Genomic DNA, 16,984 nt, shown 5'->3' with positions numbered 1-16,984 from the left:
CCCGACGGACGCCGCACGGCCGGGCCAGGCTGGGGCGGGCCGGGGCGAACATCGACCGGACACCGCACGGCCGGGCCGGGGCGGGCACCGACCGGGTGCCGCCCCACCCGCCCCTCGGACCCGGCTCAGATGCCGATGTCGGAGCCGTCCTCGCGCCAGATCGCCACCACGGAGGGCCGGACGATCTTGCCGGGCCCGTCGGGCCAGGCGGACGCCGGCTTCTCCACGCTCGCCCCGTCGACCTCGCCCGGGTGCTGCACGGCCACCAGCACACGCCGCCGCTGGATCACCGGACCGCAGGTCTCGGCGCCGTTCGGCATGGTCGCGAACTGCTTCAGCTCACCGCGCCGCTCGCCGCGCGTGGCCACGCCGAACAGGCCGTCGTGCGAGCCGAGCTGGTTGCCGTCGGTGGAGATCCACAGGTTGCCGTACCGGTCGAAGGCCACGTTGTCCGGGCAGGAGATCGGGCTGACCTGGTCCTTCGGGAACCCGGCGAAGTAGGTGGCGGGGTCGTCGGGGTCACCGGCGACGAGGAACAGCGACCAGGCGAACTTCTTGCTGTCGGCCCGGTTCCAGCGCTCGGTCAGCTCCAGCACCTGGCCGTGCTTGTTGGAGTTGCGCGGGTTGGCCTCGTCGGCGGCCGCGTACCCGGCCTTGCCGCGGTTGCTGTTGTTGGTGAGGGCGACGTACACCTTGCCGGTGTGCGGGTTCGGCTCGATGTCCTCGGGCCGGTCCATCTTGGTGGCGCCGACCTTGTCACCGGCGAGGCGCGTGAAGACGAAGACCTCCTCGGCGGTCATGCCGTCGACGTGCGACACAGCGCCGTCCGCGGTGGCGGTGGCCAGCGGGATCCACTCGCCGCTGCCGTCGAACTCGCCGTCGGCGGGCAGCTTGCCCGTCCCGTCGATCTCGATGGCGGGGGAGTCGCCGGTGAGCTTGGCGACGTAGAGGGTGCCCTCGTCGAGCAGCGACAGGTTGTGCTCGCGGACGGCGCGGCTCGTGCCCTTCTTCATCCGCTTGGAGCCGACGAACTTGTAGAAGTAGTCGAAGCGCTCGTCGTCACCGGAGTAGACGACGGGCCGGCCGTCCTCCGTCAGGCGGACCGTGGCGCCCTCGTGCTTGAACCGGCCGAGCGCGGTGTGCTTGCGGGGCGTGGAGGTGGGGTCGTACGGGTCCAGCTCGACGACGTACCCGAACCGGTGGGGCTCGTTCGGCTCCTGTGCGACGTCGAACCGCTTGTCGAAACGCTCCCACTTGCGCTCGGTGGCGCCGGAGCCGAGCCCGTACCGCTTGTCGGTGGCGCGGGTGGCGTTGGCGAAGTACTGGTTGAAGTTCTCCTCGCCGTGCAGCGTGGTGCCCCACGGGGTGGTGCCGCCGGAGCAGTTGTTGAGCGTGCCGAGCACCTTGGTGCCGGACGGGTCGGCGGAGGTCTTCACCAGGTCGGAGCCGGCGACGGGGCCCGTCAGCCGGAACTCGGTGGTGGCGGTGACGCGCCGGTTCAGCGGGTGCCGGGGCACGGGGACGAGCTTCCCGGTGCGCCGCTCCTCCTGTACGACGACGGCCGACAGCCCGTGCGCGGCCCAGGCGATCTCGACCTGCTCACGGGTGGGGTTCTCCGGGTCGTAGCCCCGGAACATCAGCACCTCGTCGGTGTACTCGTGGTTGGCGACGAGGATCTGCCGCCCGTGCTCGTGGGGCAGCGGCAGCAGCGCGAGGAAGTCGTTGTTGTACCCGAACTGCCCGGCCTGCGCCTTCGCCGTCTGCTTGTCCGGGTCGAAGGCGGGCGCACCGCGCAGGATGGGCTCGCCCCAGCGGATCACGACGTTCTGCGTGTACCCGTCCGGGACGGTGACGACGTCGGCGGTGTTGGGCGCGACGGGCGCGAACCGCAGCCCGCGAGCGCCCTTCGCCTTGCCGCCCTTCTCCGCGGGCGCGGCGGCGGCCGGCGCGGCCCCGCCGGCCACGGCGGAGGCACCGGCCGCGGCGGTCGCGGTCACGACGGCGGCGGCGCGCATCACGCTACGGCGGCTGAGGGCGCCGGCGATGACGTCGCCGACGTACGGGTTGGAGGTGGTGTTCGGAACCTCGTGGAAGCAGGCGTCACCACACCGGAAACGGCAGGTCAGCGCGGACCGGCCACCCGGGTGCGAGTCGGACGAGCTTCTGATGATGGGCAGCGTGATGCGACGCACGATGATTTCTCTCCCCTGGCTTCCCCATGTGTCCAGCGCCAGGGACGCTAAGCGCACGTCCGTGCGGTTACGGGGCCTGTACGTGAACGCGGAGTGAACCCACGGTAGCTGTCCCGAAGTTGCCCGCTCTGTCCCGAAGGGCCCTTGACACCCCTCAAGATCGTCCTCCGGGCCCGCTAACCTTACGTGTCCGTCCTGGCCAGGGATTGACGGGCTCCAACTCACATCGAAGGGTTGCGCACATGGGCATTCTCACTCTCCTGCGGAACGCATTCGGCCGATCCCGCAAGCCACAGCAGGCCACCCCGGAGGATGCCCCCACCCAGCACCCCTCCACCCCCGAGAACGAGGCCACCCCCACCGAGAACACCCCCACCCCGACGGAGGACGCCCCCACGCCCCGTCGCACCCCGACCGAGGACGCCCCGAGCGTCCCGGAGCCCCGCGCCGCCACGCCCGAGGCACACGACCTGGTAGCCGCCGCCTTCGACAACGTGACGGTCCCCCGCCCGACCCGCCCCCAGGAACCCCAGAGCCTGCCGACCCCCCGCCCCGAGGAAAACACGGAGCCCGAGACTCAGCAGGCCCCCGAGCCGAAGGCAAACCCCGAGGCGAAGCCGGAGCCCGAGCCGAAGGCAGAGACCAAGGCGGAGCCGGAGCCCGAGCCGAAGGCAGAGACCAAGGCGGAGCCGGAGCCCGAGCCGAAGGCAGAGACCAAGGCGGAGCCGGAGCCCGAGCAGGAGCCGGAGACCGAGGGGAAGACGGACACCGAGGCGGAGTTGGAGACGGCGGCCGAGGCCAAGGCGAAGCCCGAAACGGCACCAACCCCCGAAGCGAAGGCGGATACCGAGGCGGAGCCGCAGACCCAGCCGGGTGCAGCAACCGAGGCGCAGGCAGAGACCCAGCCGGAGCCGCAGACCGAGCCGACGGCAGAGACCCAGCCGAAGGCAGAGACCGAGTCCGAGCAGAAGACGGCGGCCGAGTCCCAGGCGAAGCCCGAAACGGAACCGACGCCCGAGCCCGAGCAGGCCGGCGAGACGGAGCCGGCCGCCGATGCGCGACCGGAGGCTGAGCCGACCCCGCAGACCGAGGCCCCGGCCGACCCGCAGCCCCAGGCCGCCCCCGAGCCGGAAGACCAGCCGCACGCCGCGTCCGAGTCGACCCCGGAGCCCGAGGCCGAGGCAGAGGCCAAGCCGGAGACCGAGGCACAGCCGCAGGCCGAGGCAAAGGCCGAGGCGGAGCCGCAGGCCGAGGCGAAGCCGCAGGCCGAGGCGAAGCCGCAGGCCGAGGCGGAGCCGCAGGCCGAGGCGGAGCCGCAGGCCGAGGCGAAGCCGCAGGCCGAGGCGAAGCCGCAGGCGGGCGGCGCCCCCGAGCCGGCAGCCGCCGACGGCGAGCCGGCCCCACAGGGGCCACCCGCAGCCGACGACGCATCCCGCACGGGTGGTGCGGGTGGGAACAACACACCGGCCGAAGGCGAAGCCGAGGCCGCAAACACCGACCAAGCCCCGCAGGGCCCCGCCCCGCAGGGCCCCGCCCCGCAGGGACCTGCCCTCACCCTCCCCCGCCTCAAATCAAGCGCCCCCGGCCTCACCACCGCCTACAAGGCCGCCGCGAAGGCCCTCAAGAAGACCGACCTCACCGGCACCCGAGCCAAGATCCACCTCGTCCTCGACCGCTCCGCCTCCATGCGCCCGTACTACAAGGACGGCTCGGCCCAGGCGCTCGCGGAGCAGACCCTCGCCCTCGCCGCCCACCTCGACCCCGAGGCCACGGTCCACGTCGCCTTCTTCTCCACGGAGCTGGACGGCACCGGCGAACTCACCCTCTCCGACCACGAGAACAAGATCGACGAGCTGCACGCCGCCCTCGGCCGCATGGGCCGTACGAGCTACCACGTGGCCGTCGAGGACGTCCTCGCCCACCACGACAAGACCGCCGGCCCGGACACCCCCGCCCTGGTGATCTTCCAGACCGACGGCGCCCCGGACGCGAAGACGCCCGCCACCCAGGCCCTCGCCTCCGCCGCCGAGACCCACCCCCACGTCCACTTCGCCTTCGTCGCCTTCGGTGAGCACGACAACAAGGCCTTCGACTACCTCCGCAAGCTGAAGACCGGCAACACGTCCTTCTTCCACGCGGGCCCGACCCCGCGCGAGCTGACGGACACCGAGGTCTACGAGGGCGTACTGGCGGACTGGCGCCCGTAGGGGAATCCCCCGAAGATCACCGCACAGCCGAAGACGGCCGCCCCTTCCCACCCCGCAGAACGGGAAGCGGGCGGCCCACCCGTCTCGGCTACGATTTCAAGGTTCGTAAACAACCGACCCGGGAGCAGCCAAGCCATGGCTCGACACCTCATCACGAGCGCCCTTCCCTACATCAACGGGATCAAGCACCTGGGCAACATGGTGGGGTCCATGCTCCCGGCGGACGTGTACGCCCGGTACCTCCGCCAGCGCGGTCACGACGTCCTCTACATCTGCGCGACGGACGAGCACGGCACCCCCGCCGAACTGGCGGCGAAGGAGCAGGGCCTGCCGGTCGCGGAATTCTGCGCCCAGGCCCACGACGCCCAGAAGGCCGTCTACGACGGCTTCGCACTCGCGTTCGACTACTTCGGCCGCAGCTCCAGCCCGCAGAACGTCGAGATCACCCAGCACTTCGCCCGCAAGCTGCACGAGAACGGCTTCATCGAGGAGCGGGCGATCCGCCAGGTCTACAGCCCGGCCGACAACCGCTTCCTCCCGGACCGCTACGTCGAGGGCACCTGCCCCCACTGCGGCTACGACAAGGCCCGCGGCGACCAGTGCGAGAACTGCACCCGCGTCCTCGACCCCACGGACCTGCTGAACCCGCGCTCGGCGATCTCCGGCAGCACCGACCTGGAGGTGCGGGAGACCAAGCACCTGTTCCTCCTGCAGTCCAAGCTCCAGCACGAGGTCGAGGCCTGGGTCGCCCGCCACGAGGACGACTGGCCGCAGCTGGCCTCCTCCATCGCCCGCAAGTGGCTGAACGAGGGCCTGCACGACCGCGCCATCACCCGCGACCTGGACTGGGGCGTCCCGGTCCCGGCCGACACCTGGCCAGAGCTGGCGGCCGAGGGCAAGGTCTTCTACGTCTGGTTCGACGCCCCGATCGAGTACATCGGCGCGACGAAGGAGTGGGCGGACCAGGACCCGGAGAACCGGGACTGGAAGTCCTGGTGGTACGAGGCGGACGACACCGTCCGCTACACCGAGTTCATGGCGAAGGACAACGTCCCCTTCCACACCGTGATGTTCCCGGCCACCGAGCTGGGCGTGCGCGAGCCGTGGAAGAAGGTCGACTACGTCAAGGCCTTCAACTGGCTGACGTACTACGGCGGCAAGTTCTCCACGAGCCAGAAGCGCGGTGTCTTCACCGACCAGGCTTTGGAGATCCTCCCGGCGGACTACTGGCGCTACTTCCTCATCGCCAACGCCCCCGAGTCGGACGACTCGTCGTTCACCTGGGAGCACTTCACCGCCACCGTCAACAAGGACCTCGCCGACACCCTCGGCAACTTCGTCAACCGGGTGCTGTCCTTCTCCAAGAAGCGCTTCGGCGAGGAGGTCCCGGCGGGCGGCGCGCCCGGCGAGGCGGAGGCCCGCCTGGGCGAGGAGATCGCCCGCCTGCTCGCCGAGTACGAGCAGCAGATGGAGGCCCTCCAGTTCCGCAAGGCCGCCGCGGCGCTGCGCGCCCTGTGGTCCGCGGGCAACTCCTACCTGGAGGAGAAGGCCCCCTGGCTGGAGATCAAGACGGACAAGGACGGCGCCGCGCTGACCCTGCGCACCGCGATGAACCTCATCCACCTCTACGCGGTGGTCTCCGAGCCGTTCATCCCGGCCACCTCGGCCGCCATGCGCGCCGCGTTCCGCCTCGCGGACGACACGGCCACCTGGGTCACCGAGGACGAGGCGAAGTCCCTGGCCTCCGTCCCGGCCGGCACCCCCTTCACGGTGCCCCCGGTCCTGTTCGCCAAGCTGACGGACGACGACCTGGCCGACTACAAGGAGCGCTTCGGCGGCGAGCCGCAGTAGCGGCCGGGCCCACCGCCGCGCCCCGCCCCCGGCGGCGGCGCGGCTGAGCCCGCCCCGGCACGGTCTCTGGCAGAGTGCTGGACCCGTGAGGAACCTTGCCGTCCCGCACCGCGGGCTCATCACCGACGTCGTCGCCGCAGGCGGCCCCTTCACGCTCGTCCTGGCGGGCGGGTACGCCCTGGAGGCGCACGGCCTGCTGCACCGCCCGCACGCCAACGTCGACGTCGCGACCGAGAGCCCCGAGCCGATGGACCGCGTCGCCGGTGAGGTCGCGGCGGCGCTGCGCTCCCTGGGCCGGGAGGTCGCCGTCCGCACCGTCACCCCGCTGTCGGCGCAGCTCACGGCCACCGCCCCGGAGACGGACGAGCCGTGCGAACTCGCCCTCCACAGGGAGGTGTTCTGGCAGCCCCCGGTCCGCACGGAGTACGGCCCGACGCTCGCCCCGGACGACGCCGTCGGCACCAAGATCCGCGCGCTGTACGACCGGGGCGCGGCCGTCGACCTGCTCGACGCCCGCGCCGCCGCGGCCCGCTACAGCTTCCCCGACCTGGAGGAACTGGGCCGCCGCCACGCCCACGACCCGTTCGACCTGCCGACCCTCCAGTCCCGGCTGACCGGCACCGACTGGTATCCGGACGGCGCCTTCACCACGTACGGCCTGCCGGAACCGGAGATCGGCGGCCTGCGGGCCTGGGCCCAGTCGTGGTCCGACGACATCGCGGAGCGCCTGCTGGAGGACGGCGCCTCCCCGGACACGATCGACGGTGACACGACCGGTACGTGATCCGGACATTCGAACCGGTGCGAACGAGCCACCCGACGGGTAGATTGCCCGAAGATCACTACCGAGTGGGGGGACCACTGACATGGCTCTTTTCGGCAACGCGCACGCCATCGACCCGGCCCAGGCGACGCAGGACTACGCCCGGCTGCTGGGCCAGGGGGAGCAGGTGCACGCCGCGTACCTGCTGATCCGCGACACCATCCTGTTCACCGACCGCCGCCTGATCCTGGTCGACAAGCAGGGCATCACCGGCAAGAAGGTGGAGTACCACTCCATCCCGTACCGCAGCATCACCCACTTCGCGGTGGAGACCGCCGGCACCTTCGACCTCGACGCCGAGCTGAAGATCTGGCTCTCCGGCGCCCAGATGCCGATCACCAAGACCTTCACCAAGGGCGTCGACATCTACGAGGTGCAGGCCATCCTCACCCAGTTCGTGGCCCGATAGGGCACGTCAGTCGAGGGGCGGGCTACCGGCCGCGCAGTAGGCCAGGAAGCCCGCCCACGTCTCCGACGCGAGGGCGAGACGGGGACCGGCGTCCTCGAACTTGGAATCACGCACGTGGACGACGCCGGGAGTGGTGGCGACCTCGACGCAGGATTCACCGTCGTTGCCGCTGCTGTAGCTGCTCTTGAACCACGCCAGTTCGGAGGCGTCCCCGGCAGAGGCCTCGCGGATCATGCTTCTCCCAGCAGTTGCCCGATGAAGCCCGCCCACGTCTCCGACGCGACAGCGAAACGGGGACCCGCGTCCTCGAACTTGGAGTCACGCACGTGGACGACGCCGGGAGTGGTGGCGACCTCGACGCAGGAATCGCCTTCGTTGCCGTCGCTGTAGCTGCTCTTGAACCACGCCAGTTCGGAGGCGTCCCCTGCGGAGGCCTTGCGGATCATGTTTCTCCCAGCAGTTGCTCGATGAAGGCCAGCGACTCCCCCGGCGGGAGGGCCTGCGCCCGGATGGTGCCATACCGCAGCTCAAGGATGCGGAGGTGCCTCGGGTCGGAGATCGGCCGTCCGCTGAACGCACCATCGGAGCGTCCCACGGCCGTTCCGTCCTCGAACTTCAGCAACTCGATCTTGCCGTCGAGGCCAGGGTGAGTTTCGCGGTGCGTCGGCATCACCTGGAGGGAGACGTTACGCAACCGCCCCACCTCCAACAGACGTTCGAGCTGCTGCCGCCACACCATTGTGCCTCCGAGCGGCCTCCGGAGCGGCGCCTCTTCCAGGACGAAGCTGAGTGCGGGTGCAGGGTGTCGCTCGAAGATCGACTGTCGGGCCATACGAGCGGCGACCATCCGCTCCACCTCATCCTCCGAGTACGGCGGTTGCCGTGACTCGAAAGCCGCTCTGGCGTGCTCAGGCGTCTGCAACAACCCGCTGATGCTGTGGCACACATACACCCCGAGCTCGACCGCCCGCGCCTCCATCTGGGCAAGATCCCGAACCTTCTTCGGGTACCGGACCCGCGCCACGTCCTCCTTCATCGCGGCGAGCAACCCGCCCGCCCCCAGCACCTCGTCCGCCTTGTCCAGATACTCCGGCCGAGGAATCCGCTTGCCGCTCTCGATCTTGTAGACGAGGTCCTCGCCGTACCCGACGGCCTTTCCGAAGTCACCGGCCCGCATCCCCACAGCCTCGCGCCGGAGCTTCAACTGCCGTCCCACGGTGGCCACTACGGCCACGCCCCACTCGTCGTCCGGGTCCACCTCCCACCCCGGCTCGTCAGCCTCGGTCCTCAGCCGCCGAACCTCGCCGTCCACCGACATGCGCGCCCTCCGTCGTACCGCCTCGTGCCAGCGACGCCCTACCCGTGCGCACCGCCCCGACAAGCCCGGACACCACCGGACAAGGACCGGACAGTCACCGTACGCAACCGCGACGTCACTCCTCACGGTAGGCGCATCCGGCCACGCTGAGTGATGTGAATCGGCAACTTCCCCAACCCGGCGGCCCTGTCCGCAACTTCAGCGTGCTGCTGTCTGCCACGCCCCGAGGCGCCCGCCTCGCCCGCCTGCTCGCCACGGAACAACTGCGGACGTGGGGCCTGCCCTTGGACCCGGCGCAGCTCATCGTGGCCGAGCTGGCGAACAACGCGGCGACCCACGGCCGCGTCCCCGGCCGGAGCTTCCGGCTCCTGCTCTATGTCGTCGGCCGGACCCTCCGCATCGAGGTGACGGACACGCGCGGTGACCGGCTTCCGCGGCGCCGGTCCGCCGGTCCCATCGAGGAGTCGGGCCGCGGCCTGACCCTCGTGGCGGCCCTCGCCGACCGCTGGGGAGTCATCCCCTGCCTGCCACCCCGCAAGACGGTCTGGGCCGAACTCACTCTCGCCGCACCGCTACCACCGGAACACGACGGCCCACGCTCCGGCCGGACCTGCGCTCCCCAGGAACCACCCACTGAGGAGAAAGAACCCCGCCAAGCCCCACCCCTCCCTCCCGCAGGGCAGGCTCACTCCCGCGAGTGAATATGCCAACTGGGCTGGATTTGGGACCGGTTGCCTGCCCTACGCTCAGCGTCAGCAGCACACGACAACCCCAGACATGAAACGGCCCTCGCCGGGACTGGCATTCCCAGTGCGAGGGCCTGACCACCGAGGAAGATAGGGCCTCCCCGATGGATACCGAAAACCGTAGCGTGCCCGCGCGCGTCCAGTCCCGTATCCCGGCGAAAAACCACCCCGACGGGCACCGCACCGCCGGCGTCGTCCACGACCACGTCCGCCACACCGAGAACTTCACGGTGATCGGCAACGACCTGGCCCAGCACCCGGAGCTGTCGCTGCTCGCCATCGGACTGGCCTGCTACATCCAGTCGGTGCGGCCGGGCACCGCCGTCGACATCAAGACCCTCGCCGCCCGCTTCCCCGAGGGCCCCACCCGGATCGCCGCCGCGCTGCGGGAACTCGAAACGCACGGCTACCTGCGCCGCAGCCGCGAGCGCACGCCCGCCGGCCGGATCGTCACCCGCACGATCTCGTGCAACCGGCCCGGCCACCGCGCCACCCGGGAGACACCTGCCCGAAGGTCCGCCACCCGGCGCACGGCCACCGACGAGCCCGCGCCACGCAAGCGCCTGCCCGCCGTCCCCCAGCCGTCGTATCCCTCCCCCGCCCTCCTCCGGACAGCCGTCGACGTCCTCGCCGGACTGCGCCGCCACGACCCGCGCCTGCTCCTGTCCGCCACCGACGCCGAGCACCTCGCCCCGGGCGTCGCCGCCTGGCTGGAACGCGACCTGACCCCGACCGCCGTACGGCACGCCCTGACCGCGAACCTGCCGAACGAACCCCTGGCCCGCCCGGCCGCCCTCCTGGCCCACCGCCTGGTCGCCCAGTTGCCGCCCCCGCCGCCGCTGCGGCCCCCGGCCTCACCGGTTCCCGAGCGCCGCCACCCCCTCCAGACCTGCGACGGCTGCGACCGCGCCTTCCGTGCGCCGTCCCCCGGCCGCTGCCGCGACTGCCGAACCGGGCACAGCGAGGCCGCGTGAACACACAGACACTCGGCCTGCCCGCGCCGGATGCCCTGGCAGGAGTACTCCTGGAGGACACCATGAGCACACTGCCCGACCACGGACGCGAGCTGATCGCCCGCCCCGAGCAGACACCCGACGCCCTGCGTGCCGCACTCGCCGTCGTGGCCGCGGGCCGCCTCGCCGAGATGCAGGCCACGAAGGACGAGGCGTTCGCCAAGGCGGTCGAGTGGCAGTCCGTGAGCCCTGTCCAGAGCTGGGTTCTCGGTTGGGCCAGAGACATCGAGATCGCCCGCCGCCCTGGTCTGTCCGCCCGCTTCGAGCGCGCGCAGAGCATGCTCGAAGATGAGGATCCCGGCCTCGCAGAACAAGCTCTTCGGGAGCTGGCCGCCGTACTGGACGAAGCCATGAAGGCAGTACGCGGTTGAGCTGGAAATGGGAGTACGTCTTCGGCGCGGAGGAAGCCGCGCGTACGGCACCCGCCGACTTCCTCGCCCAGGTGGAAGCAGGAGCGGACGAGCTGGTCAGTGCCCCTCGGGTTCTGAGACCGGCCGCTCGGCGACCACCGCCGAGCGGCTCTGGCCGCACCAACGGGAGCGGACAACGCGAAGGGCGCCCGGAATCTCCCGGGCGCCCTTCGCGTTACGGCCGCCTACTTCGGCTGCGGCTTGCGCACCGACAGGTGCAGCTCCTTCAGCCGGGCCTCCTCCAGCTCGGTCGGCGCGCCCATCATCAGGTCCTGGGCGTTGCCGTTGAGCGGGAAGGCGATGGTCTCGCGGATGTTGGGCTCGTCGGCGAGGAGCATGACGATGCGGTCGACGCCGGGGGCGATGCCGCCGTGCGGCGGGGCGCCGAAGCGGAAGGCGCGCAGCATGCCGGCGAACTTCTCCTCGACGGTCTCCCGGTCGTAGCCCGCGATCTCGAAGGCCTTCAGCATGATCTCCGGGTCGTGGTTCCGGATCGCGCCGGAGGACAGCTCGACACCGTTGCAGACGATGTCGTACTGCCAGCCCAGGATGTCCAGCGGGTCCTGGGTCTCCAGGGCCTCCAGGCCGCCCTGCGGCATGGAGAACGGGTTGTGCGAGAAGTCGATCGCGCCGGTCTCCTCGTCCTTCTCGTACATCGGGAAGTCGACGATCCAGCAGAAGCGGAAGACGCCCTCCTCGAAGTGGCCGGCGCGCTTGGCGGCCTCGACCCGCACCGCGCCCATGATCTTCGAGACCTCGTCGAACTCGCCCGCGCCGAAGAACACCGCGTGACCGGCCTCCAGGCCGAGGCGCTCGGTGAGGACCTTGACGTTCTCCTCGGTGAGGAACTTGGCGATCGGGCCGGACAGCTTGCCGTCCTCGCCGACGCGGACCCAGGCCAGGCCCTTGGCGCCGAGGGTGACCGCGAACTCGCCGAGCTGGTCGAAGAACTTGCGGGGCTGGTCCTGGACGGCCGGGACGGGCAGGGCGCGCACGTGCTGGCCGGCGAACGCCTTGAACTCCGAGCCCTCGAAGATGTCGGTGATGTCGACGAGTTCGAGCTTGGCGCGCAGGTCCGGCTTGTCGGAGCCGTACTTCAGCATCGCCTCGCGGAACGGGATCCGCGGGAACGGGGAGGTGACGTGACGGCCGCCGCCGAACTCCTCGAACAGCTCGGTCATCAGCTTCTCGACGGGCTGGAAGACGTCCTCCTGCTCGACGAAGCTCATCTCGATGTCGAGCTGGTAGAACTCGCCCGGCGAGCGGTCGGCGCGGGCGTCCTCGTCGCGGAAGCAGGGCGCGATCTGGAAGTAGCGGTCGAAGCCGGAGATCATCAGCAGCTGCTTGAACTGCTGCGGGGCCTGCGGCAGGGCGTAGAACTTGCCCGGGTGCAGACGGGAGGGGACGACGAAGTCACGGGCGCCCTCGGGGGAGGTCGCGGACAGGATCGGCGTCGCCATCTCGTTGAAGCCCAGCGCCGTCATCTTGTGCCGGATGGCGGAGATGACCGCGGTGCGCAGCATGATGTTGCGGTGCATGCGCTCGCGGCGCAGGTCGAGGAAGCGGTACTCCAGGCGGCGCTCCTCGTTGACGCCGTCCTCGGTGTTGATGGTGAAGGGCAGCGGGGCGGCGGCGCCCAGCAGCTCCACCTCGCGGACCTCGACCTCGACCTCACCGGTGGGCAGGTCCGGGTTCACGTTCTCGGTTCCACGTGAAACCACCGTGCCGTCGACCCGGACCGTGGACTCCTTGGAGACCTTGTCCAGCGCCTCGTACGCGGCGGTGCCGGGACGGGCGACCAGCTGCGTGATGCCGTAGTGGTCGCGCAGATCGATGAAGAGGATGCCGCCCAGGTCGCGCCGATTGTGCAGCCAGCCACTCAGCCGGACGTCGGTGCCGACGTCAGAGGCGCGGAGCTCGCCGCAGGTGTGGGACCTGTACCGATGCATCGTCGTTCATCCAGTCTTCGCGGATCGGGAATCTCCGGGGCCCGGTGCCCGGACTTTCCCAGGGTACCGGCCACACCAAGATCGCCCCGCCGGGATTGTCGTGCGATCACGGGCGGATACCGGCGTACCTCATCAGTGGCATCGTTCGATCACCTTTTCTTAAAGTGGGGCAATGCGCACTGGTGAGCCCCTGCCCGCCGTGGGGCAGGTCCTCGCCGCCCTCGCGACCGGCACGTGGCAGTGGGACACGGACACAAGCCTGGTCACGGTGGACGCCGAGGCCGCCCGGCTGCTCGGGCTGCCCCCGGAACCGGCCACCCTCACCGAGGCGCAGGTGCGCTCCCGGCTGCACCCGGTCGACTGGAACGAGATCGTCAGCGTCGTCGGCCTGGCCGCCGCCGAGGGCACCCTGGCCGAGGTGCGGGTGCGGATCATGGACGACCGCGGCCGGGTCGTGCGGATGACCCGCAGCCGGATGAAACCGTCCTTCGACCCGGTGCGACGGGCCTACGAGCTGATCGGGACCCTCCAGGAGGTCACCGAGCCCTCGCCGGGCACCCCCGCCGGCCGCAACGCGGTCACCGGCGACTGGCGGCGCTCCCGCGAGGCGTTCCTGCTGGACGCGGGCCGGGCGCTGGCCGAGGCGCGGTCCACGGAGGAGGTGCTGCGGGTCGCGGCCGGGCTGGCGATGCCGGGGTTCTCGCCGGACGGGCTGGCCGTGTTCGGCGTGGAGGGCGACCGGCTGACGATCATCGGCCACCACGGGCACGACCCCGGCGACGAGGGCCCCTTCACCCACCTGGCGCTGGACACCGACTATCCGGCGGCCGAGGTGGTGCGCACCGGCCGCGCGGTGTATCTGTCCTCGCCCGAGCAGTACAAGGAGCGCTATCCGCTCACCTGGCCGCTCGCCCGGCAGTTCGGCCGCCGCTCGTGGGCGTTCCTGCCGCTGATCGTGGCCGGGCGCACGATGGGCGCCTGGATGGCCGCGTTCTCCTACCCGGTGCGGTTCACCCCGGACGAGCGGTCGGTGCTGACCACCGTCGCCCGGATGCTCGCCCAGGCGCTGTCCCGCGCGGGCGCCGCCGAGACCCAGCGGGAGCTGACCGACGGCCTCCAGCGCTCGATGCTGCCGACGCTGGGCCCGGACATCCCCGGCATGAGCGTGGCCGCCCGCTATGTGCCGACCGGCGGCGGGCTCCAGGTCGGCGGCGACTGGTACGACATGATCCCGCTGCCGTCGGGGCGGTTCGCGCTGGTCATCGGGGATGTGCAGGGGCATGACGTGCGGGCGGCCGGGCTGATGGGGCAGCTGCGCATAGCCCTGCGCGCGTACGCCTCCGAGGGGCACCGCCCCGACGCGGTGCTCTCGCGGGCCTCCCGGTTCCTGCACGGCATGTGCGCGGGCGCCGACGACCCGGGCGAGCTGCGCTTCGCGACCTGTCTGTACGTCGAGGTGGACCCGTCGTCCGGGGTGCTGGAGATCGCCCGCGCCGGGCATCCCGACCCGGCGGTGCGGATGGCCGACGGCACGGTCCTGACCCGGCCCACGGCCGGCGGGCTGCCGCTCGGCATCGACCCGGACGCCGACTACCCCACCACCCGGCTCGCCCTGGAGCCCGGCGAGACCATGATGATCTGCACCGACGGTCTGATCGAGACCGGCGGCCACGACCTGGAGACCGGCTGGAAGCGCATCCGGGCCATCCTGGAGCAGCACGCCGGCGGCCTGGAGGAGCTGGCCGACGCCCTGGTGCAGGCGGTGCACGGCCCGTCGTCGCACCACACCACCGGCCCGTTCGCCGACCGCCGCGAGGACGACATCGCCGTGCTGTTGCTGTGCCGGCACGGGAACGGCTGCGGGCACGGGGCCACCGCCGCCGTCCGGCCGTCGGTGCGGCGGACCATGCTGACCGTCGCACAGGCCGAGCCGGAGCGGATCGCGGTCGCCCGCCGGCTGCTGCGCGAGCTGCTGCACGACTGGGCGTCGGCCGACCAGGTCGACTCGGCGGTGCTGCTGCTGTCCGAGACGCTGACCAACGTCCTGGTGCACACCGACACCGACGCGCTGCTGGTCGCCGAGGTCACCGGGGAGGGCGGCGACCGGCGGATGCGGGTGGAGGTCACCGACGCCAGCGACGACCTGCCGCACAAGCGCCGGCCCGGGGAGCTGGCGTCCTCCGGGCGCGGTCTGATGCTGATCGAGCTGCTGGCGCACGCGTGGGGCGTCGATCCGCGCGGTGAGGGCAAGAGCACCTGGTTCGAGTTCTACGAGTCCGAGGGGACCGACGCGGCGTAGCGCCGGCGCAGCTCGTGGACGACGCCGAACGCGGCCGCCGTGAGCGGTACGGCGAGCAGCATGCCGAGGATCCCGGCGACCGACGCGCCCGCGGTGATCGTCACCATCACCACCGCCGGGTGCATCTGCACCGTACGGCTCTGGATCACCGGCTGGAGCACGTGCCCCTCCAGCACCTGCACGGCGAGGACCACGCCGAGCGCCCACAGCGCGATCACGAACCCCCGGTCGGCGAGGGCGACCAGCACGGCGACCGCGCCGGAGATGAAGGCGCCGAGGTAGGGGATGTAGGCGCCGACGAACACCAGCGCGCCGAGCCCGGCCGCGCCGGGGACGTCGAGGACGAGCAGACCCACGGTGATGAGGACCGCGTCGATCAGCGCGATCAGGGTGGTGCCGCGCATGAAGCCCTCGACGGCCTGGTAGGCGCGGCGCGCGATGGCGACGACGGTGTCGGCGGTGGCGTGCGGGGAGAGGGCGCGCAGGGTGCCGGCGGCGAGGTGGGAGTCGCGCAGGAAGAAGAAGACCAGCAGCAGCGCGAGCACGGCCATGGCGATGGTCTCGCCGACCACGCTCACCCCGCTGATCACCCCGGAGGCGGCCGTCCCGCCGAACTTGCCCAGCAGCTCCCGGGCGTTGGCGGCGAGATCGTCCAGCGAGGTGCCGGCGGCCCCGAAGTGCCGGGCGAGGTCCTGCGCGGCCCGCCGCAGCGAGGTGACGATCTGGTCGCCGCTGTCGATGAGCGCGGCGACGACGATGTACACCGCCCCGCCGACCACGGCCACCACGGCGACACAGGTCAGCCCGGCCGCCACCGACCGGTTCACCCGCGCCTTGACCAGCCGCCGGTGCAACGGCCCCAGCAACGCGGTCCCGAGCATGGCGAGCAGCACGGGCACGACGGCCGTACGGAACTCCACACACAACCGGATACCGACGTACACCACCCCCGCCACCAGCAACACGACGGCACACCAGGCGGCGAGCCGACGGACGGGAAGCGGAAGCAGCTGCACCCCTCCAGCGGAGCACGGCCCACTGGCGCTGTCCCGTCCGGAGCGGCGGACGGGTGACAGCCCGTCAGACGCCGCCGTACGACCCTCGCCCCGAAGTGATCTTGACCGAAAACCACCTACACGTCTCACCATGCGGGCGTGTTACATTTCCGTCCGATTCGATCACTCTTGCGAGTGAACCGGCCCGTCCTGACCAGACCGCCGGGCACCGGACGGGGGTTTCTCGTGCGTCTACGCGCCATCGCGACCACCGCGGCCATCGGGTCGCCGGCTCCCCGCGCCCTCGCGCTGGGTGCTGCCGTTCTGCTGGCCGGCACGGCAGCGTGCAGCACCGAGCAGACCGCCACGCCCGACAAGATCGGCGTGGTGGAGAAGCTGCCCGAGGACACGAACGAGGCGCAGTCGAAGAAGAACGCCCAGGAGTTCCGCTCCTGGGTCGCGAAGCACGGAGACGAGCGGCAGAAACTGGCCGCCGGGCGCGTGGACCGCATCCTCGGCGAGTGGAACGAACACAACGGCAACGCCTACATCTCCACGGACATCAACGGCGGGAAGACCCCGGTGAAGGACCCGCGGGCGGCCGCAGCCGCGATAGCCGACGCCTTCGCCGCGTGGAAGGACTCCGAGCAGGGGTACGCCTCGGTCTATGACGTCTACGGCAACGCGGTCCTCACCAACCAGCGGTTCTGAGGCCGGCCGCGCCACCCCGGAAGCCCGGAGGGAATGCCCTCCGGGCTTCCTCTGTTACAGG

Annotated in this window: 15 protein-coding genes; 9 read left to right on the top strand and 6 right to left on the bottom strand. The window is 71.2% G+C overall.

All coding sequences use genetic code 11. The features are described from left to right. Nucleotides 1-125 precede the first annotated feature (125 nt). Nucleotides 126-2,192 carry a PhoX family protein gene (locus tag AB0K92_RS03090; protein WP_365918858.1) on the bottom strand — a complete coding sequence of 689 codons (2,067 nt, stop codon included), beginning with the start codon at nt 2,190-2,192 and terminating at the stop codon, nt 126-128. A gap of 242 nt (nt 2,193-2,434) precedes the next feature. Between AB0K92_RS03090 and AB0K92_RS03085 the strand changes: the two genes are divergently transcribed. The 4 genes from AB0K92_RS03085 to AB0K92_RS03070 all read left to right on the top strand — a co-directional run bounded on the left by AB0K92_RS03085 (nt 2,435) and on the right by AB0K92_RS03070 (nt 7,482). After that, nucleotides 2,435-4,399, top strand: a complete 1,965-nt coding sequence (locus AB0K92_RS03085) for a VWA domain-containing protein (protein ID WP_365918856.1) — start codon at nt 2,435-2,437, stop codon at nt 4,397-4,399. A 135-nt stretch (nt 4,400-4,534) separates the two neighbouring features. Next, nucleotides 4,535-6,250 (top strand): methionine--tRNA ligase, encoded by a 1,716-nt coding sequence (gene metG / locus AB0K92_RS03080; protein ID WP_365918854.1) that lies wholly within the window; start codon nt 4,535-4,537, stop codon nt 6,248-6,250. Between the two features lie 85 nt (nt 6,251-6,335). Further along, entirely contained in the window at nt 6,336-7,034 is a 699-nt protein-coding gene (locus AB0K92_RS03075; RefSeq protein WP_365918852.1) for a hypothetical protein, read from the top strand. An 82-nt stretch (nt 7,035-7,116) separates the two neighbouring features. Continuing rightward, nucleotides 7,117-7,482 (top strand): PH domain-containing protein, encoded by a 366-nt coding sequence (locus AB0K92_RS03070; RefSeq protein ID WP_365918850.1) that lies wholly within the window; start codon nt 7,117-7,119, stop codon nt 7,480-7,482. 6 nt (nt 7,483-7,488) lie between these two features. Here AB0K92_RS03070 and AB0K92_RS03065 read toward each other — a convergent pair whose 3' ends face one another. Genes AB0K92_RS03065 through AB0K92_RS03055 form a run of 3 tightly spaced genes read right to left on the bottom strand, consistent with a single transcriptional unit; the run spans nt 7,489 to nt 8,800 of the window. Further along, entirely contained in the window at nt 7,489-7,716 is a 228-nt protein-coding gene (locus AB0K92_RS03065) for a DUF397 domain-containing protein (RefSeq protein WP_365918848.1), read from the bottom strand. After that, a complete protein-coding gene (locus AB0K92_RS03060) occupies nt 7,713-7,928 on the bottom strand; it encodes a DUF397 domain-containing protein (RefSeq protein ID WP_365918845.1) in 216 nt (71 codons plus the stop codon). The genes AB0K92_RS03065 and AB0K92_RS03060 overlap by 4 nt, the downstream gene beginning before the upstream one ends. Then, nucleotides 7,925-8,800: a helix-turn-helix transcriptional regulator gene (locus AB0K92_RS03055; RefSeq protein ID WP_365918843.1), complete on the bottom strand. Its 876-nt coding sequence runs from the start codon at nt 8,798-8,800 to the stop codon at nt 7,925-7,927. The genes AB0K92_RS03060 and AB0K92_RS03055 overlap by 4 nt, the downstream gene beginning before the upstream one ends. A 146-nt stretch (nt 8,801-8,946) precedes the next feature. Between AB0K92_RS03055 and AB0K92_RS03050 the strand changes: the two genes are divergently transcribed. From AB0K92_RS03050 to AB0K92_RS03040, 3 genes are all read left to right on the top strand, one after another. After that, nucleotides 8,947-9,501 (top strand): ATP-binding protein, encoded by a 555-nt coding sequence (locus AB0K92_RS03050; RefSeq protein WP_365919384.1) that lies wholly within the window; start codon nt 8,947-8,949, stop codon nt 9,499-9,501. Between the two features lie 149 nt (nt 9,502-9,650). After that, a complete protein-coding gene (locus AB0K92_RS03045) occupies nt 9,651-10,520 on the top strand; it encodes a helix-turn-helix domain-containing protein (RefSeq protein ID WP_365918841.1) in 870 nt (289 codons plus the stop codon). Between the two features lie 62 nt (nt 10,521-10,582). After that, a complete protein-coding gene (locus tag AB0K92_RS03040) occupies nt 10,583-10,930 on the top strand; it encodes a hypothetical protein (RefSeq protein ID WP_365919382.1) in 348 nt (115 codons plus the stop codon). 224 nt (nt 10,931-11,154) lie between these two features. Here the strand turns inward: AB0K92_RS03040 and aspS are convergent, their stop codons facing one another. Beyond that, nucleotides 11,155-12,918, bottom strand: a complete 1,764-nt coding sequence (aspS, locus tag AB0K92_RS03035; RefSeq protein ID WP_365918839.1) for an aspartate--tRNA ligase — start codon at nt 12,916-12,918, stop codon at nt 11,155-11,157. A gap of 172 nt (nt 12,919-13,090) precedes the next feature. On the opposite strand from aspS, the gene AB0K92_RS03030 reads away from it, so the two are divergent. Then, nucleotides 13,091-15,217 (top strand): SpoIIE family protein phosphatase, encoded by a 2,127-nt coding sequence (locus tag AB0K92_RS03030; protein WP_365918837.1) that lies wholly within the window; start codon nt 13,091-13,093, stop codon nt 15,215-15,217. Here the strand turns inward: AB0K92_RS03030 and AB0K92_RS03025 are convergent. After that, complete coding sequence (locus AB0K92_RS03025; RefSeq protein WP_166000599.1) at nt 15,187-16,233, bottom strand: AI-2E family transporter; 1,047 nt, start codon at nt 16,231-16,233, stop codon at nt 15,187-15,189. The genes AB0K92_RS03030 and AB0K92_RS03025 overlap by 31 nt on opposite strands. A gap of 225 nt (nt 16,234-16,458) precedes the next feature. Here AB0K92_RS03025 and AB0K92_RS03020 point away from each other — a divergent pair, with 225 nt between their 5' ends. Next, on the top strand, nt 16,459-16,923 hold the full coding sequence (locus tag AB0K92_RS03020; protein ID WP_365918834.1) for a hypothetical protein: 465 nt from the start codon (nt 16,459-16,461) through the stop codon (nt 16,921-16,923). Nucleotides 16,924-16,984: the final 61 nt, after the last annotated feature.

This window comes from Streptomyces sp. NPDC052687 (assembly GCF_040678395.1).
Taxonomy (GTDB): domain Bacteria; phylum Actinomycetota; class Actinomycetes; order Streptomycetales; family Streptomycetaceae; genus Streptomyces.
Note: the sequence above shows the minus strand (reverse complement) of the source record. Positions and strands in the feature narration are given on the sequence as shown.